Genomic DNA, 25,702 nt, shown 5'->3' with positions numbered 1-25,702 from the left:
TTTTGCGATTCAAGGCCCCACTACTGCTTGCACTGGTTCTCTCTGTAATCCCTGCAATTGGGCAGCAGAACGCGGATTCAACTCCAACTGGGATGGAGTCGCGCGCGGACGCACTCCGATCCCAGAAAGACTACGTTGCCGCAGCTAATCTGTACAAGGACGCCCTTCACAAAGCTCCGAAGAACGCGGTCTTATGGAACAAACTCGGAATGACCGAATTGGTGATCGGCTCGGGTGCGCAAGGTTTTGAGCGTTCCAGTCGGTTCAACAGCGCGCGCATGGACTTCGAGCGCGCCACCAAACTTAGGAAAGACTACGCCGATGCTTTCAACAACCTCGGCGTCGTGTATTACATCCTCGGCGACTACCGCAAAGCTATAAGCCGCTATAAGGAAGCACTCGCGCTCCGCGACTCCGCTTCGTTCCACTCCAACCTCGGATCCGTTTACTTCGCGCAAAAAAAAGTCGCGCTGGCGATGAACGAGTACTTGCTGGCCCTGCAACTCGATCCAGGGGTTTTTGAACGAAGTTCCACGACCGGGTTGATCGGTCGCGTAAGCCGCCCAGAAGAACGAGCCAAGTACGCCTTCATGCTGGCCAGGTTGTACGCCAAGGTCGGCGATGTGGATCACGCAATCACCCAGATACGGACCGCGCTTGAGAACGGGTACAGCGAATTGGATCCCCTCTACAAGGACCAGGTATTTGCTGCGGTTCGGAACGATCCACGGTTCTTACAACTGATGGAGAACAAGCCGCCAGCCATTCCAAACTAAGCCACGGAAGAGCTACAGGCAACCGTTTACGACTCAAACCCCAGTTCTGTTTTCCCTCTGACTCTTGACGATAATTACGTTCTTCTTACAATTCCTTCACATTCGGCACGAATTTGCCATGTCCCACGATGAATTTCGACGCAACTTTTTTGGGTGGAACGTGTCTAACCGGGTAGAGCCTCCTGAAAACGGACTCGTTGTTCAGGGGAAACGGTGACCCTCCGGTTCCTGTAACCGGAGGGACTTTTTTTGCTCAAAATAAAGATCTTCGGCAGGGAAAAGACTTAGCCTTCCCTGGGTGAGGGCGTCCTCTGCTGGATGTATTCGGCGATGGCTGCCTCGTACTTCCCTTGCGCTTTGAGAATGAACTCAATGGCATCGCGCACGGCTCCCTCTCCGCCGCGATGATCGGTGATGACATGTGATTCGTCTTTCACGTCTTCGCGTGCGTTTGCAACCGCGATGGCCAGTCCGACAGCGCGCATCACCGGCAGATCGATAATATCGTCGCCAACGTATGCAACCTCTTCCGCTCTGATTCCTTGTTTCTCAAGAATCTCCTGCAGGACCGAAAGTTTGTCGTGCGCTCCCTGATACACGTAATCCAGCTTGAGATCGCGTGCGCGCAACCGCACGGTCTCCGAAATGCGCTTGGTAATTATGCCGATCTTAAGACCGGCATTGTGTGCCAGCGACATCGCCGTTCCGTCATGCGCGTGGAACCCCTTCGCCTCAATCACCGCGTCCGACGCAATGGCAAAACCGCCATCGCCGGCACGAGTTTCCGTATGCTGCCGCAGCGGTTGCTGTGCGCCCGCGGGAGCGGGAAACAGGAAAATGGTGCCATCGGTCATCACACCGTCCACATCGAGCAGGACGAGTTTGATCTGCCTGGCGCGATTGCGCGCGCGATCGTGGGTATCCTTGGCGTTAGACATGATAAGAAAATTGATTGTATCAGTCCGACCAGGGCGGGTAGGAATTGGGTTAAACTCTCGTCATGCGTGGGGCCCGACGACAAGCACTTGCACTTTTAATCGCGATCGTAACCGGCGCACTAGGGATGGCCGGACAGGAAACAAAGACTGCTCCCACGCAAAAGAAGTCTCCCGCCGCGACGAAAACAACCAAATCCGCCGACACGGGCGATCTCAATCGCGACACGACCTTCTCGTTGTTGCGCGAGGCCTACAACATCTCACGCGATCTCACCAGTGAGCAGCGCATCCCCTTGCTCGTCCAGATTTGCCAGATCTCTGCGTCCATGAATTCGAAGACCGCCGAGCCCCGGTTAGTGGTTCGCGCGGCCGGCGGGCATATGCAAACACGGACAGAGCGCACCGTTCCGCGCGATCTCACCAGGAAGCAGCGCGACAAGCTGCGGGACTGGTCTGAGGAGCTCTTTCAATTGGGAGACGAGTTCCCTTCCGGTTCGCAGTTGAGGTTGCAGGCTGAAACCGCAGCGGCGCGCGCCATGATCTCCGTGAACCCCAAGCGTGCGGTCGAACTGCTGGACGCCATCGACACCACTCCCGACCGGGGCGGCTGGGATCCCCGGTTGAGTGTCGTTTCAGCGTTGTTCAACGAGCTCTATGCTCGAGAAGGTGCCGCGGCAATTCCGGATATCCGCCGCGAGGCGCTGTCCCTGGGTGACCGGGGGGTGTATCCATATTACGCAGTTTTGAATTTGCTCAACCAGGTGCACGATAACCGCGACGTAGTGCGCCAGTTCTTTGCCGACAGCGTTGATTACCTGCGCCGAGGTCCGGCCAGTCGCCAGGAAATATTCGGAATGGTCAGCCTCCTGTCTTCCGATCAGATTCGAAAACAGGTGGAGGATTGGCAGACTCAGGACGCGGCGACGCAACTGGTTTCCCAGGTCAAAGAGTATATGCACGCGCAGAGCGAATCTCAGGGCGACGAATCCGTCGGCGTACGCGGGCTCCTGATGGTCGTCAAGAACTCTCTGAAACGATTTGCGCCCGATGCTGTGGCATCGCTGCCCGATCCCGCCAATCTCGGATTCAACGGAAGCCCGTACTTTATGTCTGTAAATGCCAACACCCGCCGGAAGATACCGGAGCCCTCTGTTCCCGACGAATCGATGCAGCAGCTGAAAGCGGCCTTCGAAGCGAGTCGTACCGCGATGATGAAGCTCAATGAAAATGACATTCACGAAGGCCCGCAAATGCAGCAAACCATCGGCCGTACTGTAGAACTTGGTGCGGAACTGGCGCAACAAACCATACAGAGCTACGCCCCGGAAGATCATGCCTATGCGATGCTCGTATCGAGTTCGGAACTCAGCGGCGTCGCTCGCCTTGGCGCGCATATCAACCCAGCTGCAACACTCGCAGCCATCCGAGGCGTTCAGGACGACGAGTTGAAAACCCGCCTTCTGCTGGCGGTCGCGCGCACGATTGAGTATCTCCACTAGATTATTCTGAGAATCCTGCAAGCGAACAATTGGCGAAAGTATCGATTCGGCGTAGAATTGCGCCGTGGGGCGATTTGAAGACAGATTGCCGTTCCCAGAGCCTGTTCGGGCGGCCGTTTCGGCTACTACCGGCGAGGCTGGAATCGAGCGCGAGGCGCCGCTCATTATTCCGGAGACTCTCGCCTGGGCCCATCCGCTCGTCGCCGAGTGGTTCGTTCGCAAATTCGGCACTCCCACTGAGCCCCAGATCGAGGGCTGGCCCTGCATTCTCTCTGGGCGCCCCACACTGATTTCGGCACCAACCGGCTCTGGCAAAACCCTCGCGGCCTTTCTCGCGTGCATCGATCGCCTTGTTCGCAAGGCTCTATCCGGTGAACTTCGCGATCACACCGAGGTCCTCTACATCTCGCCACTCAAAGCGCTCGGCAACGACGTTCAGCGCAACCTCGAAGGCCCCTTAGGCGAGATTCAGGCGATGGCCGGAGCACGTGGCGTGCTCATGCCGACGATCCGCACTGCGGTTCGCACCGGCGACACCCTGATCGTCGAACGGCAGCGCATGCTGCGCAAACCGCCGCACATCCTCGTCACCACGCCGGAATCGCTTTACATCCTGCTCACTAGTGATCGCGGCCGCGGCATGTTGCGTGCCGTCGATACAGTGATCGTCGACGAGATCCACGCCGTTGCCGACGATAAGCGTGGCGCCCACCTTGCGCTGTCGCTCGAACGGCTCGACCATCTCATCGAACAGAGTCAGCTTCCGAAGCCGATTCGCATTGGCCTTTCGGCAACGCAAAAACCCATCGAAACAGTCGCCGACTTCCTCTATCCCGGCCAGCCCCACGACCTCGTCGTTAGCGACGACCAGGGACCCATAACCGGAGTTATCCCCGTAACCGCGAAGCGCAAACAGCACCGCTCCGTCGCCATTGTCGACGTCGGCCATCGGCGAAAGATGGACCTCGCGCTTGAGGTCCCAAGCACGGAACTGGGCCCCGTCGCAAGCAACGAAATGTGGGGCGAAATCTACGACCGGCTGGTCGCGCTTGCCAACGAGCACCGCTCGACATTGATATTCGTCAACACCCGCCGGCTCGCCGAGCGCGTTGCCTTCCATCTCGCCGAGCGCATGGGCGAGGAAAACGTCGCCGCGCATCACGGTTCCCTGTCGCGGAAGATTCGATTGACTGCCGAGCGCAAGTTGAAGAACGGTGAAATTCGAGTTCTCGTCGCAACCGCCTCCCTCGAACTCGGTATCGACGTCGGCTTCGTCGATCTCGTCTGCCAGATCGGCTCCCCACGCGCGATTGCCGTCGCCTTGCAGCGCATCGGCCGTGCAGGCCACTGGCGCGGAGCAGTTCCCAAGGGCCGCATCTTTGCGACCACACGCGACGAACTGATGGAATGCGCGGCTTTGGTGCGGGCCATCAAGCACGGCGACCTCGACCACCTGATGATCCCCGAGGCTCCTCTGGACATCCTCGCGCAGCAGATCGTCGCCACCTGTGCCTCGGATGAGTGGGACGAAGGCGCGCTTTACGACCTCGTTCGTCGTGCTTATCCCTATCGCAGCCTGTCGCGCGAAGATTACGCCAAGATACTCACGATGCTCTCCGAAGGCATAGCCGCCCGACGAGGCCGCTACGGGGCCTATCTCTATCGCGATCAGGTGAATCATCGTTTGCGCGCCCGTCGCGGTGCACGCCTGGCCGCCATCACCAGCGGCGGCGCCATTCCCGAAACTGCGCTCTTCAGCGTCGTCTCTATGCCCGAGGGAATTACGGTCGGGACTGTCGATGAGGACTTCGCCACAGAGAGCAACGCCGGCGACATTTTTCTGCTCGGCAACACTTCGTGGCGAATCACGCGTGTCGAGGGCCGCAGTGGCCGGCTGCTTGTCGAAGACGCGCACGGCGCTCCGCCCAGTGTTCCCTTCTGGCGCGGCGAGGCCCCCGCGCGAACCTCGGAACTGAGCGAGGCTGTCGCCGACCTGCGACAGAGGCTCAGCGACCTGCTGCCGACTTCCAAGCCGGTCAGAACTGAAATTGGACATTCTGAAGAAGGCGGATCAGGGGAACGCAAGACGATCCGCGGCCTGCAATTTTCGCCCGAGATTCGAAATGCCATCGAGTGGCTCAAGGAAGAAGCAGGAACGGACGATGCCGCAGCCGTCCAACTTATCCAATATCTCCTCGAAGGCCGTGTCGTTCTCGGCGCTGTCCCAACGCAGAAGCGCGTGATTGCCGAGCGGTTCTTCGACGAGGGCGGCGGAATGCAGTTGATCATTCACGCGCCTTTCGGCGGCCGCATCAACAAGGCATGGGGGCTGGCGCTGCGCAAACGGTTCTGTCGGTCCTTCAATTTCGAACTGCAGGCGTCAGCCACCGATGACGGCATCAACATCGCGCTCGCCGAACAGCACAGCTTCCCGCTCGCGGACGTCTTCCACTTTCTGCAACCGGAGACCGTGCAAGACGTCGTGCAGCAGGCCGCGCTCACCGGTTCCCCGATCTTCCAGACTCGCTGGCGTTGGGACGCGAATCGGTCGCTCGCTCTGCTGCGCTTCCAAGGAGGGCAGAAGGTTCCGCCTCAGATTCAGCGCATGCGTGGTGACGATCTTCTCGCGGGGGTCTTCCCCGACGCCGCTGCGTGCCAGGAAAACATCGACGGCGACATCCAGGTCCCTGACCATCCCCTCGTGCAGGAAGTGATGAAAGACGTGCTGCACGAGGCCATGGATGTCGAAGGCCTAAAGCGAGTGCTCGGCCAGCTTCGTGATGGATCAATCGAAACGATCGCCGTAGACACGCCGGTTCCCTCACAGTTTTCTCACGAAATCCTGAACGCGAACCCCTACGCTTTCCTCGATGACGCTCCGCTCGAGGAGCGACGCGCCCGCGCCGTGCAGATGCGCCGAACGCTGCCGGAGAGCGTGCTGGAAGAGGTCGGGAAACTCGACTCGGCGGCCATCGATCTCGTCCGCGAAGAGGCGCGCCCGGATGTGCGCGAAGCCGACGACCTGCACGATGTCCTGCAAACCCTGGTCGCCCTTCCCATTCCCCTCGAAATGCCCGGCTGGGAGCGCCTCTCTGAAGCATGGAGCGGCTTCTTCGAAATCCTCGCCCGCAATCGTCGCGCCGTGACCGCAATCAGTGACCGCCGACTGTATTGGGTAGCCAGCGAACGCGCTCGCGCGTTCGTGGCCATTTTCCCGGACGCACAATTTGATCCTGCACCACCGGAGCTAAGCAGCCCCGAACTTCCCCGCGAAGACGCCCTGAAGCAGATGGTCAGCGGTTGGCTTTCGCACTGCGGTCCGGTCAGCGCGCATGGACTGAGCGCGACATTGGGAGTTCCGGAGCGAGATCTCGATGCCGCCCTTCTGCGCATTGAAGCCACCGGCACGGCGCTTCGCGGACAATTCACCGAACAGAAAATCTATCTCGAGTGGTGCGATCGACGCCTCCTCGCACGTATTCACCGCCTCACCGTTGCGACTCTGCGCAAGCAAGTCGAACCGGTCACGCCCGCTCAGTTCTTGCGCTGGCTGCTCCGATGGCAGCACGTCGCACCCGGTTCGCAACTTGCCGGAGAACGCGGATTGCTCGAAGCGCTACACCAGTTGCAGGGCTTTGAAATCCCAGCCAATGCGTGGGAACGCCAGATCCTCTCGCGTCGTGTTCGCGAATACGATCCGACAGTTCTCGACCACCTCTGCCTTACCGGCGCCATCGCATGGGGCCGCTTATCCCCGCATCCTGCGACAGTTGAACCAAGTGACGGTCGCGGACGACGCGTGATTCCAACCAGCGTCGCTCCTATCACCTTTTTCGTCCGCGAAGAGTCGGACTGGATGCAGCCCCGACGTCACGGCGAAGAAGAAGAGCAGGAGCACGGGTTGAGTCCGGTCGCGCGCGAGGTGCTCGGGTTCCTTCGCAAACGCGGCGCATCGTTCTTCACCGACATCGTCCGCGGCACCGGCAAACTGAAGTCAGAGGTCGAAATGGGTCTCTGGGAACTCGTGGCGGCCGGCTTCGTCACCGCCGATGGTTTCGACAACCTGCGCTCGCTCATCGATCCCAAGCGTCGCTCAGGCCAGGGACACGGGAAAACAGCGCGCCCGCGCCATTCCGCCGGCCGCTGGTCCCTTCTCTACCTCGACGACAACATCGACGGCTCCGAAACCGCCCGGCAGGAGCGCCGTGTCGAAGCGGTCTGCTGGATGCTCTTACGACGCTACGGAATCGTCTTTCGCGAACTACTGGCACGCGAAAGCGGCCTGACCCGCTGGCGCGACTTGCAGGTCGCCTTCCGCCGCCTCGAAGACCGCGGCGAGGTTCGCGGCGGACGCTTCGTCTCGGGTTTCATCGGCGAGCAATTCGCCTTGCCGCTGGCCGTAGAAAGCGTTCGTGAAATTCGCAAAATTCCGACCAGCGGGGAAATTGTAACCGTATCCGCCGCCGACCCTGTGAACCTCGTCGGTGTCATCGTCCCCGGCGAGCGCGTCCCCGCAATCTCAGGCCGCACCGTGACCTACCTTGACGGCGTTCCTTACGAACCGCAGGAAGAACGCATGCTGCCGTCGGTCGAGCAGCAAATTGAAGCCAGCGGCGACTGACTTGCGCTTCTTCGATCACGCCCCCTTTATTACGGCTCCCTTTTTTATCGCCCGGCTCGACTCTCGTTTTTGTGATCCCGTCTATAAGAACTCCGGGCCTGTCAAGACACTCATGCGCCAAGGTGGTTCTTTGCGTCGCTTTGTCTCGCGGAAGATTTTTGTTTTGACATGAATTATCGTCTCAAATGGACGCCTTGCCGCTCTGCTCCTCAGCGTGACAGCAATGACCTGCTTCATTCCGTGTGCTCTCCAGCAACTCCACAGCCCACAGCGGGCTTTCCGGACGCTCTTCATGTTTGAAGAATCCGAAGACCTCTTTACCCTGCGAAGAGGTGGTCATAACTCGTTGTGCCAGTGCCTTGCGAGCGGTCTCGGTGTAGTGGGACCGGCGAAAACGGTAATAGACGAAGGGGGCCGTGTGCACCTCCGGTGTGGTGAACTCGTCGCTTTCGGCTACGCAGAGCGCCGCGCCATGCCGCCTCAAAATATCGCTGATCTGATCAGCCAGCCAGCTCTCGTGACGGAATTCGAATGCGGCACGAAGGCCCTTCGGCAGCTTGCCGAGAAACGCGTCCAGCACCTCAGGAGATGCTTTCAGGTTTGGCGGTAACTGAAAGAGAACAGGACCTAATCGGCCAGATCGCTCCAACGATGAAACCGAGGAGACGAACGCGCTCAGAGCGTCGTCGACATCCATCAGGCGCTTGATGTGCGTGATCCGCTGGTTGGCTTTCACGACGAACTTGAAACTCTCCGGAGTCTGCTGCAGCCAGTTCGCAATCGTCTTTTCAGTGAGCAGGTGCCGGAAGGTGTAGTTGACTTCGACCGTGTTCAGGCGCGTCGAGTAGTGCTGCAGGTACTTCGATTGCGCCAGCTTCGGCGGATAGAACGCGGGCTGCCAGACCTTGTAGGCCCAGCCAGAGGTGCCGACGTAAATACGCGGGCTCCCGGCGTTATCGCGTTGCGAAGTCTGTGCCTGAGTATTTGATCCGGCCATTTCGCCTCCACCGCTTGTCGCCTGCTTCTCAGCTCTATCGTAACCGGCTAGGTACCCCCGTTCCGATCAGCCTGTCTTTCGTTTCTTCGCAGTTTTCTTCGCCAAGACTTTAGCTCTTTCGTTAGCAGAAGGCGTTCGCTTTGCGGGAACTGGCTTCACAGTTGACACACCGTCGAGGGCGGTGAGTTCCTCGATCTTCGGCAGTTTCTGCTTCATCGTGAGCACCGGTTCGAAAAGATCGCCGAATTTGTCTACTCTCTTCAGAACCTCGTCGGAGGTGAACACCAGGAGGTTGGGATCTTCTTTCTTGAGGCACTGTTCTACCTCTTCCCATTTCACCGGAGTAGAAACGGTCGGCCGCTCCTTGGCACGCAAGGAGTAGACGCAGACGGTCGTCTTGTAATCGTCGTTCTGGCTCCAGTCGACGAAGATCTTACCGGTTCGCAGCACTTTCTTCATGTCGCTGACGACGAGATCGCGATGCTGGCGTTCGAGTAGTCGCGCGAGTTCATGCGCAAAAGGCTTGCTCTGGTCGTAGGTGACGGCCGTGTTCAGCGGAACGTAGATTTGGAGCCCTTTCGAGCCCGAGGTTTTCGCAAAGCTCTTCAGCCCGAAATGCGCGAAGACGTCTCGCACCCAGAGCCCCACCTTGCAGCACTGCACGATATCTGCCGGAGCACCGGGATCGAGATCGAAGACGATGAAGGTGGGCCGCATCATGTCTTTCGACTGGGAAAGCGACGTGTGCAACTCGATGTCCGCGAGATTCGCCGCCCAGATGAGAGTCGGGAGGTCCTGCGCCAGGCAGTAGTTCACCCAGCGATTGTTCCCGGGGCTCCAAATGGGCGCGACCTGTACGAAATCGGGACGATGCGCCGGACAGTTCTTCTCATAGAAGTGCATGCCGTTCACGCCGTTCGGATAGCGCTTTAAGGTCAGCGGGCGTCCGCGGAGATGCGGCAGCAGCGCGGGCGCGATGCGGGCGTAGTAATCGATAATATGGCCCTTGGTAAACCCGACCTCGGGATACATCACCTTGTCGAGGTTCGATAGGTTCAGGCGCTGTCCCTGGATCTCGACGACCGTTTCGCTTCTCGCCATATGCTCCTCTTGGATGCTGCCGGATCGTGGTCTGCTCCAGAGATGCTGGCCCGGTCAGCGGGGTAAACCCGGTGCTCTGGAATTGTGCCGCAGCCCCGTATTTTCAACAACACTGATGGCAAGTTTTACATCAAAGGGTGGGTGCCGAAATACGCCGATAAACCGCTGCCGGTTAGTTCGTCTCAGCCGCCCGTGTTCCCACCGGAACAGGAAGAACTCTTCCGGGGGGTCCTAGAACTGCTAAATCAGAGCGGGATTCCTTACGTAGTTTCTGGCGCTTTTGCACTAGGGCAACACACCGGCATCTGGCGCAACACCAAGGACCTCGACCTGTTCCTGGCCCCAGAGGACATTCCGCCGGCGCTGGAAAAACTCAAGGACGCCGGCTTCGAGACGGAAGTCCGCGATCCCGTGTGGCTCTTCAAGGCTCACCGCGGCGAATTCTATGTCGACCTCATCACCGGGATGAGCAACGCCGTGATTACCGTAGACAAATCATGGATCGAGCACGGCTCATCGGCAACGATCGTCGGCGTTCCGACGCGCGTGCTTGCCGCCGAAGAACTGATCGCGTCCAAACTATTTGTCACGCGGCGCGAACGCTTTGATGGCGCCGACATCGTGCACGTTATCCATGGAACGCAGGGCAAACTGGATTGGAAGCGGGTACTGGAGATCGTGGGAGAGCACTGGATGATCGTGCTCTGGGCCATGGTGCTGTTTCAATACACCTATCCGGCACATTGCAATTACATACCGCGTTCGGTGTGGGATGACCTGTTAGGCCGGCTGCAGAAGGAACTGGACCATCCCAATCCGGTTGCACATTTTCGGGGCAGCCTGATCGACGAAAAGATGTTCGCTATCGACGTCAACGAATGGGGCATGGCGAACCTGATCGAGTATCACCGCCGATTGCGGGAACCGAAACCACAGTCGGACAAAGATCCGGCTGAGCCAGCCGCATAACCGGAACGACGACGCTCAATGAGAATAGCTGCCACTGCTGATCTTCATTTCACGCCGCAGAATTACGATCGCATTCGCGAGCAGATGAATCGCGTACGCGATGATGCTGACCTGATGGTCATCGCCGGAGACCTCACGAATTACGGCCGCCCGCAGGAAATGGAATCCCTGCTCAATGCCCTGGTTCGTTTACGCGTGCCGATCGTTGCGGTGCTCGGGAACCACGACTACGAGAGCGGCCAAGCCGAACAGTTGATGCAGATGATGACCGCCGAGGGAATCAAGGTACTCGACGGCACCGGTTATGAGCGCGACGGGGTTGGCTTTGCGGGGACGAAAGGGTTTCTAGGCGGCTTTGGCCGCGGAATCCTGACGGCGTTCGGTGAACCGGAGGTCAAAGCGTTCGTGCAGGCATCTGTCGACGAGGCGCTCAAACTCGAGCGCGCACTTTCACAATTGCGCACGGATAAGCGCGTTATCGTGATTCACTACGCGCCGATCGGGGATACGGTAAAGGGCGAACCGACAGAAATCTTTCCGTACCTCGGCAATTCACGCCTTTCTGAAGTCGCAGATCGCCACGGGGCCGACCTTATCGTGCACGGTCACGCGCATCATGGATCGCCGGACGGAAAGACCACCGGCGGAATCCCCGTATACAACGTTGCGCTGCACATTCTGCAGCAGCAGAACCCTCCGGTGCCCTACCGGATCTTCGACGTCTAACTCATATTGCGGTTTGACTCTCTTTCGCTTCCGGGCGTACTTTCATGGATTGGACCAATCTCCCTCGGGGGGACTGAATGAAGCTCCGCAAATCCGCTTTTCCTGTACTTCTGCTTCTGTGTATCGCCGCTTCCTCTCTCTTCGCGCAAGACCTCGCATCATTTGAAAAGCGCGTCACTGTTCAGAAGCTCCCAAACGGATTGACGGTCGTCCTCTGTCGACGGCCTGAGGCGCCGGTGTTCGCGTTCAACCTGTTCGTGGACGCGGGCTCTGCCCAGGACCCGAAGGGCGAAACCGGAATCGCGCACATGATGGAGCATATGGCGTTCAAGGGAACGCCGAATATAGGCACCAAGGACTGGCCAAAGGAGAAGGTCGCGCTCGCAAAGGTCGAGGTGGCCTATGCCGCATATGAGCGCGAGAAGCTGAAGCGGGTCAATCGCAATGACAAGCTCATGATGCAATTGGAAGAGAGCTGGAAGAAGGCGGTAGCGGACGCTAACCAGTACGTTATTCCCAACCAGTTCGGGCAGATCGTAGAGCGCGAGGGCGGCGCGGGGATGAATGCCGAAACCGCGGAAGACGAGACCCAGTATTTCTACTCGATGCCCATCAATCGCCTTCAACTCTGGGCCTATCTCGAGTCCGACCGCCTGATGCATCCGGTGATGCGCGAGTTCTACAAGGAACGCGACGTCGTCATTGAAGAACGCAGGATGAGAACCGACAGTTCACCGATCGGACGCCTAGTAGAGCAATTCCAGGGAACGGCGTTCACCGGGAGCCCGTATCACCGGCCCACTATTGGATACCAGTCCGATCTCGACAACTTTTCTGCAACAGATGCCCAGAACTTCTATCACCGTTATTACGTGCCCAGCAACATGGTGCTGGCGGTGGTTGGCGATATCGATCCGAAGACAGCGCTCCCAATCATCGACAAATATTTCGGACGGATTCCCTCAGGGCCAAAACCGGAAGAATACGCGACCAAGGATGCGCCGCAGAACTCCGAACGCCAGATCCTGCTGCACGACCCCTCGCAGCCCTTCTACCTAGAGGGCTACCATCGACCGAGCTACCTGGACCCCGACGACGCGGTTTACGACGCGATCTCCGACATTCTTTCGAACGGACGCACTTCGCGGCTCTATCGCTCTCTGGTGCGCGACAAAAAGATTGCGGCAGAAGCCGCCGGATTCAGCGGCTTCCCGGGAACGAAGTATCCTCACCTGTTTGCCTTCTATGCTGTGCCGATGCCGGGTCATACGCCGGACGAGATGCGCACGGCGATTCACGAAGAGATCGACAAACTGAAGACGACCTACGTAACAGATGAAGAACTGGCAATGATGAAGACTCGTGCGAAGGCCGCGCTGATCCGGAGCCTCGACAGCAACTCTGGGTTAGCTTCCATGCTCAGCATCGAGCAGGCGCGCTATGGCGACTGGCGCGAACTCTTCCGCGAGGTGGACCGAATAGAAAAGGTCACAAAGGAAGACATCAAGCGCGTTGCGAACAAGACCTTCACCGACAACAACCGCACCGTCGGAATTCTCGAAACGGCGCCGCTGAAGAATCAGAAGGAGGGCCAGTAATGCTTAGCCGACGATTCATCGCATTCGTGTTGAGCAGTCTCCTGGCCGCAAGCGCGGTTCAGAGCATCGCGCAGGCGCAGAAGCCAAAGCAAGCTCCTGCCAAAACCACTGCCGCGCCAAAAACAACCGGCCCGATTCCGTCTTCATGGAAGCAAGTTCCGATTCCGCCGCTGCCGAAGTTCAGCCCGCAGGAACCCATCCGTGTGCAGTTGGAAAACGGCATGGTCATCTTCCTCGAGCCCAATCACGAATTGCCCCTGATCGGCGCAGTCATGCGCATCCGTGGGGGCTCTCGCTCCGAACCCGCCGATAAGACCGGCATGCTGGATATCTACGGCTCTGTGTGGCGCACCGGTGGAACCGAGCAGCGCACTGGTGACCAATTGGACGATTTCCTGGAGGCGAGAGCCGCAAAGGTCGAAACCGGATCGAACGACGACAGCACTTTCATTTCGTTGAGCTGCCTGAAAGGCGATTTCGATCCCGTCTTTCACATCTTCCTTGAACTGCTACAACACCCTGCCTTCCGCGCCGACAAGATCGATCTCGCGAAGAGGCAGATGGACACCGACATCTCGCGGCGCAACGACGATACCGACTCTATTGGGGGGCGCGAGGGTGCCAAGCTTGTTTACGGGCCGCAGAATCCTTACGCCCGCGTGGCCGAATATGCGACGGTTGCGGCTGTCACGCAGCAGGATCTCCTGAGCTGGCACAAACAGCACAACAACGCTAACGACATGATTTTCGGGATCACCGGGGACTTCGATCCGAAGGAGATGGAGGCTAAACTCCGCCAGACATTCGAATCATGGCCGAAGGGACCGGAGAGCGAGACACCGAAGATCACCTTCAACACTGCGCCGCCAGGCATCTATCTCGTAAATAAGACAGATGTTAACCAGAGCTTGATCCAGTTGCTCGGTCTTGGCATCGAACGAAAGAACCCTGATTACTTTGCACTCCAAGTGATGAACGAAGTTTTCGGCGGCGGATTTTCCTCGCGACTTTTCCAAAATCTCCGGACGAAGGAGGGCCTTGCTTATGCAGTGGGAGGAGGCATCGGTTCCGCGTGGGATCACCCCGGCATGACGGACGTCGAGATGGGCACAAAGAGTGCGACAACGGTGGAGGGCATCAAGGGGCTCTGGCGGCAGTTGGACCTGCTCCATACCTCGCCACCAACCGAGGACGAGTTGAAACTCGCGAAAGACAGCATCCTCAACTCGTTCATCTTCCGCTTCGATACACCGGGGAAAGTTCTCCGCGAACGCATGGCATACGAGTACTACGGCTATCCGGCCGATTGGCTCGAGCGCTATCGCTCGGCCATCGAGAAGGTCACGACGTCCGACGTGAAGCGGGTCATCGACAAGTACGTACATAAGGATCAACTCTCGGTGCTCGTGGTCGGCAACTCGGAACAATTCAGCCCCGCACTCACGACGCTCGGCCCGGTAAAGAACATAGACATTACGATTCCCCCACCGCCTGGTTCCGCCAAAGCAGTTGCGAAACCGACTGCTTCCAATCCTGAGGGCAAGGCGCTCATGGGAAAAGTGGTTCAGTTCCTCGGCGGAGAGGAGAAGTTGAAGTCCTTGAAAGCGCTGCAATACCAGGCGACCTCAACGCGAGTGTCACCGCAGGGAGAAATACCGATCGACACGGAGACCACGATTGAGTTCCCTGACAAACTCGCTACCAGCATGAGCGCGATGGGTAATGAAATGAAGATCGTAGTGACGCCTACTGCAGCATTTCAGGCCGGCGGTGGACAGGTGCGGGACATGCCTTCTTCCATGCGGGCCGACGCTCTGCAAACAGCGAAACAGCAGATCTACAACGTGGCCCAGCACGCCGACGATCCAGCCTATGTCTTCGCCGCAGGCGGAACGGAAAAAGTTGGCAACACTGAGGCCGCGGTTTTGAACATCTCCGGCGACGGTTCAACCTTCCGCTGGCTGGTGAACCCCAACACCGGAGAGTTGCTGGAAGCCATCAGCGAAGTTAGCGGACGCCAGGGCCCAACAGAACGCGTGATTCAATTCTCTAACTGGAAGCAGGTCGATGGCGTGAACTTCTATAACCAGCGAACGGTCAGCGATGACGGGAAAGTGGTGGCTAAAGACGCGATTAAGTCCTGGACGGTGAATCCGCCGGTGGATCCGAAGAAGTTCGAGAAGCCGACGGAATAGAATCTCGGTGCCCCGAATTCTCCCAGTTGCCGGAGCCTTCGGGGCACCTGCTCAATACCGAAACTCACGCACTGCCTCAATTACAGTCTCCAGCTCTTCACCCGACATCGTGTTGAACAAGGGCATTCGTACAAGTTGGTCGCTGATGCGTTCTGTCACCGGGCAGTCTTCGGTTCTGCCGCCCAGCCGACGACCCATCGGAGATGAATGAAGAGGAACGTAGTGGAAAGGTGTGGTGATACCACGCGCCTTCATGTGCGCGATGAATGCCTGGCGGCGTTCCAGCGTCGGCATCAGAAGGTAGAACATATGATAGGGCTGTTCGCAATGGTCCGGAATAAACGGGAGCCGAACCCCATTCGAAGCCGCCCACGCGGCCAGTTCCGCGTAATAGGTCTCCCAGATGTTCCTGCGCTGCGACTGGATCACGTCCCGCATTTCGAATTGTCCTAGAAGGAACGCAGCGTTCAGTTCCGATGGCAAGTAGCTCGATCCGAGGTCGACCCAGTTGTATTTATCAACCTGCCCACGAAAGAACTTGCTGCGATCCGTCCCCTTCTCTCGCAGGATCTCGGCGCGATCGACAAGCGCCGGGTCGTTGAGCAACAACGCTCCGCCTTCGCCGCAAGCAATATTCTTCGTCTCGTGAAAACTCTGCGCGGCCATAAAGCCGAAGGTCCCGAGGTATTTTCCCTTGTATCGCCCGAACAGGCCGTGCGCATTGTCTTCGATAACTGAAATTCCAGCGCTATTTGCGATGGAAAGGATCGAGTCCATCTCGCAACCAACACCGGCGTAGTGAACAACCACGATGGCCTTGGTCCGCGGAGTTATCAAAGATGAAAGTCGCCGCTCATCGAGGTTCAACGTGTCCGGGCGAATGTCGGCGAAGACAGGCTTGGCACCGCATAGCACGTAGGCATTAATCGACGAGACGAATGTGAAGGAGGGAACAATTACCTCGTCACCCGGTTCCAGGTTGAGCAGGAGAGCCGTCATCTCCAGTGCATGAGTACCAGATGTTGTAAGTAGCGCGCCATGCACTCCGAGGTGTCGCCTCAGCCAATTGTGACAAGCGCGGGTAAAGCGGCCATCGCCCGCGAGAATGCCGGATTCCAGCGCTTCGGCAACGTATTCACGCTCGCGGCCAACCGGGAGACAGCGGTTGAACGGGATGCTCGTGATCGTGGTGGTCGCCGGTGACATCGCTTATTCCTGCGCCAGGATCTCGCGAATCGTCGCAGCCGGTTGTCCCATCGTGCGGAAATGTATTCGCGACAGGTACTCGCCAATGATACCTATCGCGAACATCTGCGCTCCGGAGAAGATGGCAATCATCGAGGCCAGGAATGCGAAGCCGGGAACGTTCTGACCGTTCAGAAAGTATCGCGCAACCACGTAGACCAGCGTCGCGAAACCGAAAACGGTAAACGCGAAGCCGACGAGGCTCGCGATCTGCAGCGGCAACGCGCTGAAACCGGTCATCATATTCATCCCGTGCTTCAGGAGCTTGCGGAAGTTGTATCCGGAGCGCCCTGTGTTGCGCGCCTCGTGGCGTACGCGCACGCTGCTAAAGCGATTCGTGGACCATGTGAGGAGCGCGTCGAGAAATACCCAAGGTCCCTGGTATCCGGCGAATCCATCTCGCAAGCGCGTTCGGAGTGCGCGAAACGCACTGGCATTCCTGGCCGCTGACGCACCCATCGGCCCGCTCAACGTGATCTTGGTGATCTCCGACGCAAAGTCGCGCCCAAAGCCGTGTTGCTGCACCTCGGGCACGCCGTACACGACATCGAATTCTGCCCCGAGCGCGGCGAGCAGTTTAGGGATCTCCTCGGGCGGATTTTGCAGATCATCGTCCATCGTGACCGAAACGTCGTAGCGCGCAAGGCGTAGACCGCAGAGAATCGCATTATGCTGGCCATAGTTCCGCATCAGGTCAATCGCACGCACAAATGGGTATCGTTCGACGAGGCGTCGCAGGGCGAGCCAACTGTCGTCGGAACTGCCGTCATTGACGAACATGATTTCGAACGGCACGTTCCTTGCGCTCATGACGGCTTGAATTCGTGCCGCCAATTGCGCGAGTGTCGCCGCGCCGTTGTGGACGGGAATAACAATCGAGACACCGCGCGGAAGGGCACTCAATGGCGCATACGGATAGATGGTTGCTTCGGGGACAATCTTCGCAATGGAGGTCATTTCATCCCCACGCGATCAACGCGATGCCCGCAATCAGAAGTGCTGAGCCGAACACCTTCGGAAACGTAAGCCGCTCTCCAAGCAGCATCATGCCGCCCAAGGCGACCACGGCAAAGGCGACGCTTACGAAAAACGGATACGCCGTCGAGAGCGAGATTGACGTGAGAACCCGTATGTAAATGAGGGAGGAGAGGGCGAACAGCAGAAATCCGGACCAGAACGTCGGCTGGCGAAGCAATCCGAAGCTGAGAATTCCGGACGCCGGTACACGTCCAATCGCCGCCTTAAGGCAGAGATTGGAAACGCCCATCAGGGCTGCTGAAACCGCAAGAGACGACACTGCCGACCAATGGCTCATCAAACGCAGCACTCAGCCATAACCTACCATGGGCGTCGCGAGCTAACCCCGCCGGACTTAACAAATCACGGCGAAGTTCCCGAAACGGGAAAGCGTCTCTTTCGCCGCGGGTGCCTGGTGGCCTGCTAAAATAGAAATTCCCGATGTCCAGCGAAACTTTCACTCCAGACAAGCCCATCCATGCCTCGGAGTCCGACCAGTCGACTCCCAAGGTAGGCTTTGTCTCGCTCGGCTGCCCCAAGAACCTCGTCGATAGTGAGGTCATGATGGGCATCCTGTCTAAGGCAGGAGCGACGATCACCTCGCGCGCCGAAGACGCCGACATCATCGTGGTCAACACCTGTTCGTTCATCGACACCGCCAAGCAGGAGTCCGTCGATACGATCTTGGAGATGGCCGGCCACAAGACCGCTGGGCGAGCAAAGAAGCTCATCGTCGCCGGGTGCCTCGTCGAGCGATATCGAAACGAGATCCAGAAGAACATCCCCGAAGTAGACGCCGTCGTTGGCACCGGCGAGTTGGATAAGATTCTCGCCGCAGCCGGAGTACAAGCTACACCCTCGCAAACATGCGACTCTCCCTTTCGTATCCTGAATTCCAGTACCGCATCACAGTCGCTGAAATCCGGCATCTACTCCGAACAGAAGTCCGGTCACCCTCCTGCTCGGCCCGAAGGAGATGCCCGCGAAGGGGCCGGACGCTTCTCCCGCGACGAGTGGGACGGCGCCGTCCACGATCTCCCTAATTATCTGTACGACGAGACCACGCCGCGCGTGCTCGCCACGCCCGGTCACATGGCCTACATCAAAATCGCCGAAGGCTGCGATCATCCCTGCACGTTCTGCATCATTCCGCAGTTGCGCGGCAAGTTTCGCTCGCGCCGGTTCGAGTCGGTCATCGCCGAAGCGGAGATGCTGGCCAAGCGCGGCGTGAAAGAGATCGTGCTTATCGGCCAGGACACCACCTGCTACGGCGAAGATCTCGGCTTGAAGGACGGCCTCGCCCTTTTGCTGAAGCGTTTGGCGCAAATCGAGAAGTTGCGTTGGGTACGATTCCTTTATGCCTACCCGAACAAGATCAGCGGCAAACTGCTGGATGTTATCGCGACGAATGAGAAGGTCTGCTCCTATATGGACGTCCCGCTGCAGCACGCTTCGGCCAAGGTCCTGAAGAAGATGAAGCGCGGCGCTTCGGCGGAGATTTTCCTGAAGTCGATCGACAAAATGCGCAAGGCTGTACCGAACCTCACGCTGCGCACATCGTTCATCGTCGGGTTCCCCGGCGAGACTGCGGAAGATTTCGAGCAGCTCTGCGATTTTGTCCGGGCCGCGCAATTCGACTGGCTCGGCGTGTTCAGCTACTCGGACGAGGAGGGTGCGAAGGCGTTCCATCTCGAAGACAAAGTTCCGTCGCGTGAGATCGAGCGGCGCCGCCGCAAGCTGATGCAAATTCAGAAGCAGATCAGCAGGAAACGCCGGAAGACACTCGTCGGCAAACAATTCGACATCGTATTGGAAGGTCCGTCGCCGGAGACCGAGTTGCTGTGGGAAGGCCGAACCGCCATGCACGCTCCTGAGATCGACGGCAAAGTTTTCATCAACGACTTCGGCGAATACGAAAACGTTCGCGAAGGAGAGTTTTACCGCTGCGAGATCACCGAAGCGCACGAGTATGATCTGGTGGCCAAACTGATTTGAGGGGCAAGGCACAAGGTAAAAGGTTCAAGATGTTGGCGATTTTTCTGGCACCTTGAACCTTGCATCTTGTACCTGCTTTTCTTTTCTATGCCCAAGAAAAAAGTCCGTAGCCTTCGTTGCCCCACCTGCCGCAAGGTTGTCCTGCGGGACGAGCCAGAGTTCCCGTTCTGCAGCGAACGCTGCCGGACGGTCGATCTCGGCAAGTGGGCGAGCGGCGGATACGTGATTTCGACGCCGCTGAACGATCCGGAATCCGGCGGCGAGGCTGGTTACACCGAGCGTCCGCCATCGGCCGGTCGGCGCTCCGGACCTGCAAGCGAGAACCATGAACGCAAGCCCAACTGAAGCGGAAGTACCAGCCAAGCGGACGCGCGGACCATTGTGGGCGTGGCTTGTCGGCACCTTCTTCGGCGTCGGAACGCTTCGTCCCGGGCCGGGCACCTGGGGATCAACTGCAACCGTACTCCTGTGGGCAGGATCCTCGCAGTACCTCCCGCAATCACTGCGCCTCCCCCTGAACATTCTGCTGGCGAGCCTTGCCATCGCGATCGGCATTCCGGCGGCCACACGCATCGCCCGCGCGTCGGGTAAAAAGGACCCACAACATGTAGTCATCGACGAGGTGGCCGGCCAGTTGATCACGTTAGTGGCGGCTCCACTCCATTGGAAACCGATGCTCGCCGGACTTATACTTTTTCGAGTCTTCGATATGTGGAAACCGTTCCCGGTGCGGAACCTGGAGAAGTTGCCGGAAGGAACCGGGATTGTCGTGGACGATGTTGCCGCCGGAGTTTACGGACTGATTGTCATGCAGCTATTGCTCAGGTTTGGCATCTTAGGGTGAAGAAGACTTCACCGCAGAACAGATGATGGCACTGGATCTAAAAAGTACTCGGAACGGCGGGCCGCATATTGACGGAGTCGAACCGCGCTTCGCGCTCCCGGGCGGTGAGATCCGGATCACGGGTTCGCACCTTCGCCTGCCCGAGCAGAAACAGCCGAGTGTCCGATTCGGCGAACTCGAAGCGCCAGTCGTCATCAGTGCCGATCAATTCCTCGTCACCCGCGTACCCGACGAAGCCGCCTCTGGCCCGCTGACCGTCTCAACCAACGGCTCGCGTAGCAATCCTGTCGATTTCCGCGTCGCCGCGCCGATTGCCGAAAACCTGCACCCCGTCGCAAATCCAGCGGTCGACCATGATGGCAACATTTTTGTGACGTTCTCCGGTACGCGTGGGCAGAAGGTACCCGTCGCCATATACAAGATCGACACGAACCTGAATATCCGCCCTTACGTTGTTGAGATGATGAATGCGACGGGATTGGCGCTCGATGCCGACGGCTATCTCTACGTCTCTTCGCGAAATGACGGGACCGTCTACCGCGTCGCTCAGAACGGTGCGATCTCGACTTATGCTGAAGGCATGGGCGTCGCCACTGGGATCACCTTCGACTACGACATGAATCTTTACGTCGGCGATCGTAGTGGGACCATTTTCAAGATCTCGCGAGACCGGCAGATTTACGTCTATGCAACGCTGGAGCCGAGCGTCTCCGCTTACCATTTGGCGTTCGGCCCTAACGGCAATCTCTTCGTCACGGGCCCAACGACCTCGAGCTTCGATGCGATCTACGAGATCGATTCGCACGGAACCGTGCACACGTTCTATCGCGGCCTCGGACGTCCCCAAGGGCTGGCGTTCGACACAGACGGCAATCTCTATGTGGCCGCGTCGCTGAAGGGCAAGCGCGGCATTGTGAAGGTCACTCCGGACAAGCAGGCCTCGCTGACCGTCGCCGGACAAAACCTGGTCGGCCTCGCGTTCGCGCCGAACCAATCGGCTGTGCTTGCCACAACCAGTGGGCTTTATCAACTCGCGTGGGGAATAGCGGGTAGGCCGTTGATAACAAGCTAGCACTCAGCCGTCAGTGAAACAGGGCCGAGGAAGAGCGAAAGAACGGGTTGGTGGTGCCCACATCTGCTAACTACGGCAGATGCGGAGCACAGACCTTCCCGCTTAGAGATTTCCTCAAGCTAGCTCCCGATAAGCTTTCACATTTAGACTACTAACGTGATCGCCGAAATCATCGCTGTCGGGTCGGAGATGCTCACGCCGTTCCGGCAGGACACCAATTCCCTGTTCCTCACGTCGCGCTTGAACAGTCTCGGGGTCGAGGTCGCCTTCAAAACCATTGTTGGCGACAATCGCGAGCAACTGGTCAATGTGGCGCGTACGGCGCTGGGCCGTGCCGACGTCCTCGTCTTCAGCGGCGGCCTTGGCCCGACGGAGGACGATGTGACGCGCGAGTCGGTCGCCGAGGCGCTGGGAATTGAATTGAAACGCGAAGGCGACCTCGTCGCCGAACTCTACGCGCGATTCGCGCAGCGGCGCATCAAGATGCCGGAGAACAACCTGAAGCAGGCCGACGTGCTCGGTGGCGCGGAGATCATCCGCAACCCGCGCGGCTCGGCGCCGGCACAGTGGCTGGAAGGCACGCACCTCGGCCAGCAGCGCATCATCATTCTCCTGCCCGGACCGCCTTGGGAGTTGGAGCCATTATTTCGCGAAGAGTTCGAGCCGCGATTGCGTGCCGTTCTGCCCGAAGCCTTTATCGCCGCGCGCGAAATCAAAGTCGCGATGATGGGCGAATCGGCCGCCGACCTGAAGGCTGCTCCCGTTTACAAAAAGCATAAGGATGTCCAGACCACGATTCTCGCCGGGGCCGGCGAGGTGCAGTTCCATCTCAAGGCTTCCGGCAAGACGATGGCGGAAGCCCAGGATAAGGTCGATTCCCTCGCCAATGCGCTGGAAGATGCGCTGGACGATGCCGTTTTTTCGAGTGCCGGCGATTCGCTGGAGCAAATCGTCGGCTATTACCTGCAAATGCGCGGCTCGACGTTGGCGACGGCGGAGTCGTGTACTGGTGGCCTGCTCGCCGAACGGTTGACGCGGGTGAGCGGAAGCTCGCGTTACTTCGTCGGAGGCGCGGTAGTCTATAGCAACGAACTCAAGAAACTGTTCTGCGATGTTCCGCCGCTGATGATCGCGGAGCACGGCGCCGTGAGCAAAGAAGTCGCCGCCGCGATGGCCGAAGGCATTCGCAAAAAATGTAAAGCGACATTGGGAATCGGCATCACCGGTGTCGCGGGTCCGACTGGTGGAACGGAACTGAAGCCTGTCGGCCTCGTATACATTGCACTTGCCGATGGCGTAACCAAAACCGAAGTCGTCGAACGCAAGTATCTCGGCGACCGAGACCGCATCCGCCACTGGGCCAGCCAGCAGGCGCTGGATATGGTTAGGAAGAAGCTGGTTTAACAGCGGTGCCAGGTGCCAGGTTCCGGGCACCGGGGAAGACCTCCTGCTCAAACGGTTTACCTGGCACCCGGAACATGGTACCCGGAGCCGTTTTATGCGCCTCTTCATCGCTCTCGACATCGAACCGGCCATCCGCCAGCGCATCGGTACGTTCGTCGACGGGGTACGCGGGTTCGCCCCGGACGTGCGCTTCGTCGGGCCGGAGTCGTTTCATGTCACGCTGAAGTTTTTGGGCGAGACGGAGAAGGTCGAGGCCATCAAGGCCGCGCTGAACCAGGTTCGCGGGCAAGCGATCGCCTTGAATTTTCGTGGGTACGGATTTTTCCCGGGACTGAAGAATCCGCAGGTCTTCTGGACTGGGATCGAAGCCGGACCGGAACTTCAGGAACTGGTCTCGGCGATGGACAAGGCGATGGCGGCGCTTGGGTTCGAGCGAGAGAAGGGGCCTTACCGTGCGCACCTGACGCTTGCGCGAAGTGGCTCGGGCCGGCCCGGCAGGATGCGCGGCGACACTCTGAACGCAAAATTCTCCGCGCTGCAATACAAGCTTTCCAAGCTTCCCGAACCCGAGTTCGGTACAATGACGGCACACGAATTCTATCTGTACGAAAGCAAACTGTCGCCGCGCGGCTCGCAGTACACGAAGCTCGCAAGTTTCCCGCTCGGCGCTTCGGAATGATCAATGACGATTGATTCACCACAGAGGCACAGAGCACACAGAGGCTCTTCATTCGTCATTCCGGCATTCGTCATTCGTCATTCGTCATTGAAATGATCTCGACCTACGTCGCCATCGTCGCCTACCTTCTCGGCTCCATCCCCTTCGGCTACATCCTCGTTCGCGTCTTCACCGGCGCAGACGTCCGCGCCCAGGGCAGCGGCAACATCGGGGCAACCAATGTCGCACGGACGGGAAAGAAGGGGCTGGCAGTCGCAACGCTCTTTCTGGACGCAGTAAAGGGCGCTCTAGCCGTAGTGATCGCTTATTTGTTTGCGTCTCTTAGTGCCGGAGCGTTGTTTTATACGCCCCCAGCGGGCGAAGCTTATCATCACTTCGATCCAAGCCTGTATCAGCACCTCAGTTTTAAACTTGGGGCCATTGCAGCTCTCTTCGCGATTGTCGGCCACATGTATCCGGTTTGGCTGAAGTTCAAGGGCGGCAAGGGTGTTGCGACGGGGTTGGGAGTGTTTCTCGCACTCGCGCCCAAGGCCGTTCTGATCGTTCTGGCCTTTTTCCTGATCGTCGTTGCGATCACGCGTTACGTTTCCCTGGGCTCGATCGTTGCTGCGGCGCTGTTCCCGATCACGTTCTATTACATGCATCCGCAGCACGGCACGCCGCTGATCCTGGCAATGATTTCGGGAGTGTCGCTGCTCATCATCTGGAAGCACCGGGAAAACATTCGACGCTTGATCGCGGGTAACGAAAACAAGTTCGGAGCCAAAAAGGCGTGAAGAAACCACGAAGACACGAAGAATATCATGATAAAAGCAACAACCCTCATGATGCGGAAGCGTTTTTGCTGTTGTAGTGTGAATGATTTCCTTCGTGTTTTCGTGGCTTCGTGGTGAAAAGAACGTCTGGGAGGTAGCGTGAGCAACATTGCGGTCATCGGCGCGGGTGCTTGGGGAACAGCGATTGCGATCACGTTAGGTCGCAGGGAACCGCACAGGGTTCAGCTCTGGGCATATGAGAAAGAAGTTGTGGAGAGCGTGAACGTGCGCCACACAAACGACCTCTTCCTCGCCGGCGAACCCATTCCCGACTCCGTCCGCGCCACGAGTTCCCTGCCCGAAGCCCTTTCTGCCGCGGAAATCGTGGTCAGCGTCATGCCCTCGCACCACGCGCGTCGCGTGTGGCAGCAGATGAAGCCGCACCTCACGCGAGACATGATCTTCGTCTCCGCCACCAAGGGGATCGAGAACGACACATTTCTCCGAATGACCGAGGTCATTCGCCAGGTACTCGCCGAAGGCGGCAACGGGTTCTCGCCGCACCTCGGCGCTCTCAGTGGACCCTCGTTCGCAAAAGAAGTCGCGCAGTCGCATCCCACCGCCATCACGGTCGCTTCGAACGATACCGATCTCGTTCAGGCGGTTCAGCGTGAATTCAGCGGCCCGGTCTTCCGCGTATACAGCAACGACGACCCGGTTGGCGTCGAGCTCGGCGGCGCGCTAAAGAACATCATTGCCATTGCCGCGGGAGTCGTCGATGGCCTCGACCTCGGCTACAACACCGCAGCGGCACTCATCACGCGTGGTCTCGCCGAAATCACGCGCCTCACGGTCGCATGCGGCGGTCGGGCTGAAACCATGGCTGGCCTGGCCGGTCTTGGAGACCTCGTCCTCACCTGCACAGGCGGCCTGTCGCGCAACCGCAGCGTCGGCGTCGAACTCGGCAAAGGCCGCAAACTCGACGACATCATCGCCGGAATGCACGGCATGGTCGCCGAAGGCGTCCTCACCACTAACGCCGCCGTCGGCCTCGCAAAGAAGATGGGCGTCGAAATGCCCATTACCGAGCAAATGCACGCGATCCTCCAGGAAGGCAAAGCTCCGAAGGACGCAATCCGCGACCTTATGACGAGACCTTCGACCAGCGAAGTCCGCCTGATTCGCGGTGCGTAATACTGTGGAGCGCCGGTGCCTCGCCAACCCAAAACGACGCGCCGCGTCATATCTTTTGTTTGAATTCTTACGGCGCG

General features: G+C 58.7%; 21 protein-coding genes. 15 read left to right on the top strand and 6 right to left on the bottom strand.

What is annotated here, in order from left to right:
• The first annotated feature begins 2 nt into the window (after positions 1–2).
• Positions 3–776: a tetratricopeptide repeat protein gene (locus ROO76_12800; GenBank protein MDT8069035.1), complete on the top strand. Its 774-nt coding sequence runs from the start codon at positions 3–5 to the stop codon at positions 774–776.
• A 284-nt stretch (positions 777–1,060) separates the two neighbouring features.
• On the opposite strand, the gene ROO76_12795 is transcribed toward ROO76_12800, so the two are convergent.
• The gene (locus ROO76_12795; GenBank protein ID MDT8069034.1) at positions 1,061–1,714 is read right to left on the bottom strand and encodes an HAD hydrolase family protein; all 654 of its coding nucleotides are present in this window, start codon (positions 1,712–1,714) and stop codon (positions 1,061–1,063) included.
• Between the two features lie 125 nt (positions 1,715–1,839).
• Between ROO76_12795 and ROO76_12790 the strand changes: the two genes are divergently transcribed.
• Together ROO76_12790 and ROO76_12785 are read left to right on the top strand one after the other, a co-directional pair.
• Complete coding sequence (locus ROO76_12790) at positions 1,840–3,213, top strand: hypothetical protein (protein MDT8069033.1); 1,374 nt, start codon at positions 1,840–1,842, stop codon at positions 3,211–3,213.
• Between the two features lie 85 nt (positions 3,214–3,298).
• A complete protein-coding gene (locus ROO76_12785) occupies positions 3,299–7,834 on the top strand; it encodes a DEAD/DEAH box helicase (protein ID MDT8069032.1) in 4,536 nt (1,511 codons plus the stop codon).
• 181 nt (positions 7,835–8,015) lie between these two features.
• On the opposite strand, the gene ROO76_12780 is transcribed toward ROO76_12785, so the two are convergent.
• Both ROO76_12780 and ligD read right to left on the bottom strand, forming a co-directional pair.
• Positions 8,016–8,831: a DUF72 domain-containing protein gene (locus ROO76_12780; GenBank protein MDT8069031.1), complete on the bottom strand. Its 816-nt coding sequence runs from the start codon at positions 8,829–8,831 to the stop codon at positions 8,016–8,018.
• Positions 8,832–8,897: 66 nt separating this feature from the next.
• The gene (gene ligD / locus ROO76_12775; GenBank protein ID MDT8069030.1) at positions 8,898–9,932 is read right to left on the bottom strand and encodes a non-homologous end-joining DNA ligase; all 1,035 of its coding nucleotides are present in this window, start codon (positions 9,930–9,932) and stop codon (positions 8,898–8,900) included.
• Between the two features lie 84 nt (positions 9,933–10,016).
• On the opposite strand from ligD, the gene ROO76_12770 reads away from it, so the two are divergent.
• The 4 genes from ROO76_12770 to ROO76_12755 all read left to right on the top strand — a co-directional run bounded on the left by ROO76_12770 (position 10,017) and on the right by ROO76_12755 (position 15,420).
• A complete protein-coding gene (locus ROO76_12770) occupies positions 10,017–10,901 on the top strand; it encodes a nucleotidyltransferase (GenBank protein ID MDT8069029.1) in 885 nt (294 codons plus the stop codon).
• Between the two features lie 18 nt (positions 10,902–10,919).
• A complete protein-coding gene (locus tag ROO76_12765) occupies positions 10,920–11,627 on the top strand; it encodes a metallophosphoesterase (protein MDT8069028.1) in 708 nt (235 codons plus the stop codon).
• Positions 11,628–11,704: 77 nt separating this feature from the next.
• On the top strand, positions 11,705–13,225 hold the full coding sequence (locus ROO76_12760; protein ID MDT8069027.1) for a pitrilysin family protein: 1,521 nt from the start codon (positions 11,705–11,707) through the stop codon (positions 13,223–13,225).
• Positions 13,225–15,420, top strand: a complete 2,196-nt coding sequence (locus tag ROO76_12755; protein ID MDT8069026.1) for a pitrilysin family protein — start codon at positions 13,225–13,227, stop codon at positions 15,418–15,420. The genes ROO76_12760 and ROO76_12755 overlap by 1 nt, the downstream gene beginning before the upstream one ends.
• Positions 15,421–15,471: 51 nt before the next feature.
• Here ROO76_12755 and rffA read toward each other — a convergent pair whose 3' ends face one another.
• The 3 genes from rffA to ROO76_12740 are packed head-to-tail and all read right to left on the bottom strand — an operon-like array spanning position 15,472 to position 17,980.
• Positions 15,472–16,626, bottom strand: a complete 1,155-nt coding sequence (rffA, locus tag ROO76_12750; protein ID MDT8069025.1) for a dTDP-4-amino-4,6-dideoxygalactose transaminase — start codon at positions 16,624–16,626, stop codon at positions 15,472–15,474.
• Positions 16,627–16,629: 3 nt separating this feature from the next.
• Entirely contained in the window at positions 16,630–17,622 is a 993-nt protein-coding gene (locus ROO76_12745; protein ID MDT8069024.1) for a glycosyltransferase family 2 protein, read from the bottom strand.
• A gap of 1 nt (position 17,623) precedes the next feature.
• Positions 17,624–17,980: a hypothetical protein gene (locus ROO76_12740; protein ID MDT8069023.1), complete on the bottom strand. Its 357-nt coding sequence runs from the start codon at positions 17,978–17,980 to the stop codon at positions 17,624–17,626.
• A gap of 143 nt (positions 17,981–18,123) precedes the next feature.
• Between ROO76_12740 and rimO the strand changes: the two genes are divergently transcribed.
• From rimO to ROO76_12700, 8 genes are all read left to right on the top strand, one after another.
• Positions 18,124–19,677, top strand: a complete 1,554-nt coding sequence (gene rimO / locus ROO76_12735; GenBank protein ID MDT8069022.1) for a 30S ribosomal protein S12 methylthiotransferase RimO — start codon at positions 18,124–18,126, stop codon at positions 19,675–19,677.
• A gap of 87 nt (positions 19,678–19,764) precedes the next feature.
• Entirely contained in the window at positions 19,765–20,022 is a 258-nt protein-coding gene (gene yacG / locus ROO76_12730) for a DNA gyrase inhibitor YacG (GenBank protein MDT8069021.1), read from the top strand.
• The gene (locus tag ROO76_12725; GenBank protein ID MDT8069020.1) at positions 20,003–20,521 is read left to right on the top strand and encodes a phosphatidylglycerophosphatase A; all 519 of its coding nucleotides are present in this window, start codon (positions 20,003–20,005) and stop codon (positions 20,519–20,521) included. Before yacG ends, ROO76_12725 begins: the two co-directional genes overlap by 20 nt.
• Positions 20,522–20,543: 22 nt before the next feature.
• Positions 20,544–21,593 (top strand): gluconolaconase, encoded by a 1,050-nt coding sequence (locus ROO76_12720; protein ID MDT8069019.1) that lies wholly within the window; start codon positions 20,544–20,546, stop codon positions 21,591–21,593.
• Positions 21,594–21,749: 156 nt separating this feature from the next.
• Positions 21,750–22,997 carry a competence/damage-inducible protein A gene (locus ROO76_12715; GenBank protein ID MDT8069018.1) on the top strand — a complete coding sequence of 416 codons (1,248 nt, stop codon included), beginning with the start codon at positions 21,750–21,752 and terminating at the stop codon, positions 22,995–22,997.
• A 94-nt stretch (positions 22,998–23,091) separates the two neighbouring features.
• Complete coding sequence (gene thpR / locus ROO76_12710; protein ID MDT8069017.1) at positions 23,092–23,676, top strand: RNA 2',3'-cyclic phosphodiesterase; 585 nt, start codon at positions 23,092–23,094, stop codon at positions 23,674–23,676.
• A 92-nt stretch (positions 23,677–23,768) separates the two neighbouring features.
• Positions 23,769–24,452 carry a glycerol-3-phosphate 1-O-acyltransferase PlsY gene (plsY, locus tag ROO76_12705; GenBank protein MDT8069016.1) on the top strand — a complete coding sequence of 228 codons (684 nt, stop codon included), beginning with the start codon at positions 23,769–23,771 and terminating at the stop codon, positions 24,450–24,452.
• A gap of 138 nt (positions 24,453–24,590) precedes the next feature.
• Positions 24,591–25,625, top strand: a complete 1,035-nt coding sequence (locus ROO76_12700) for an NAD(P)H-dependent glycerol-3-phosphate dehydrogenase (protein MDT8069015.1) — start codon at positions 24,591–24,593, stop codon at positions 25,623–25,625.
• Positions 25,626–25,702 lie beyond the last annotated feature (77 nt).

It is taken from the genome of Terriglobia bacterium (genome assembly GCA_032252755.1).
In the GTDB taxonomy this organism is placed as follows: domain Bacteria; phylum Acidobacteriota; class Terriglobia; order Terriglobales; family Acidobacteriaceae; genus JAVUPY01.
This window is presented reverse-complemented; position numbering and strand designations above follow the sequence as displayed.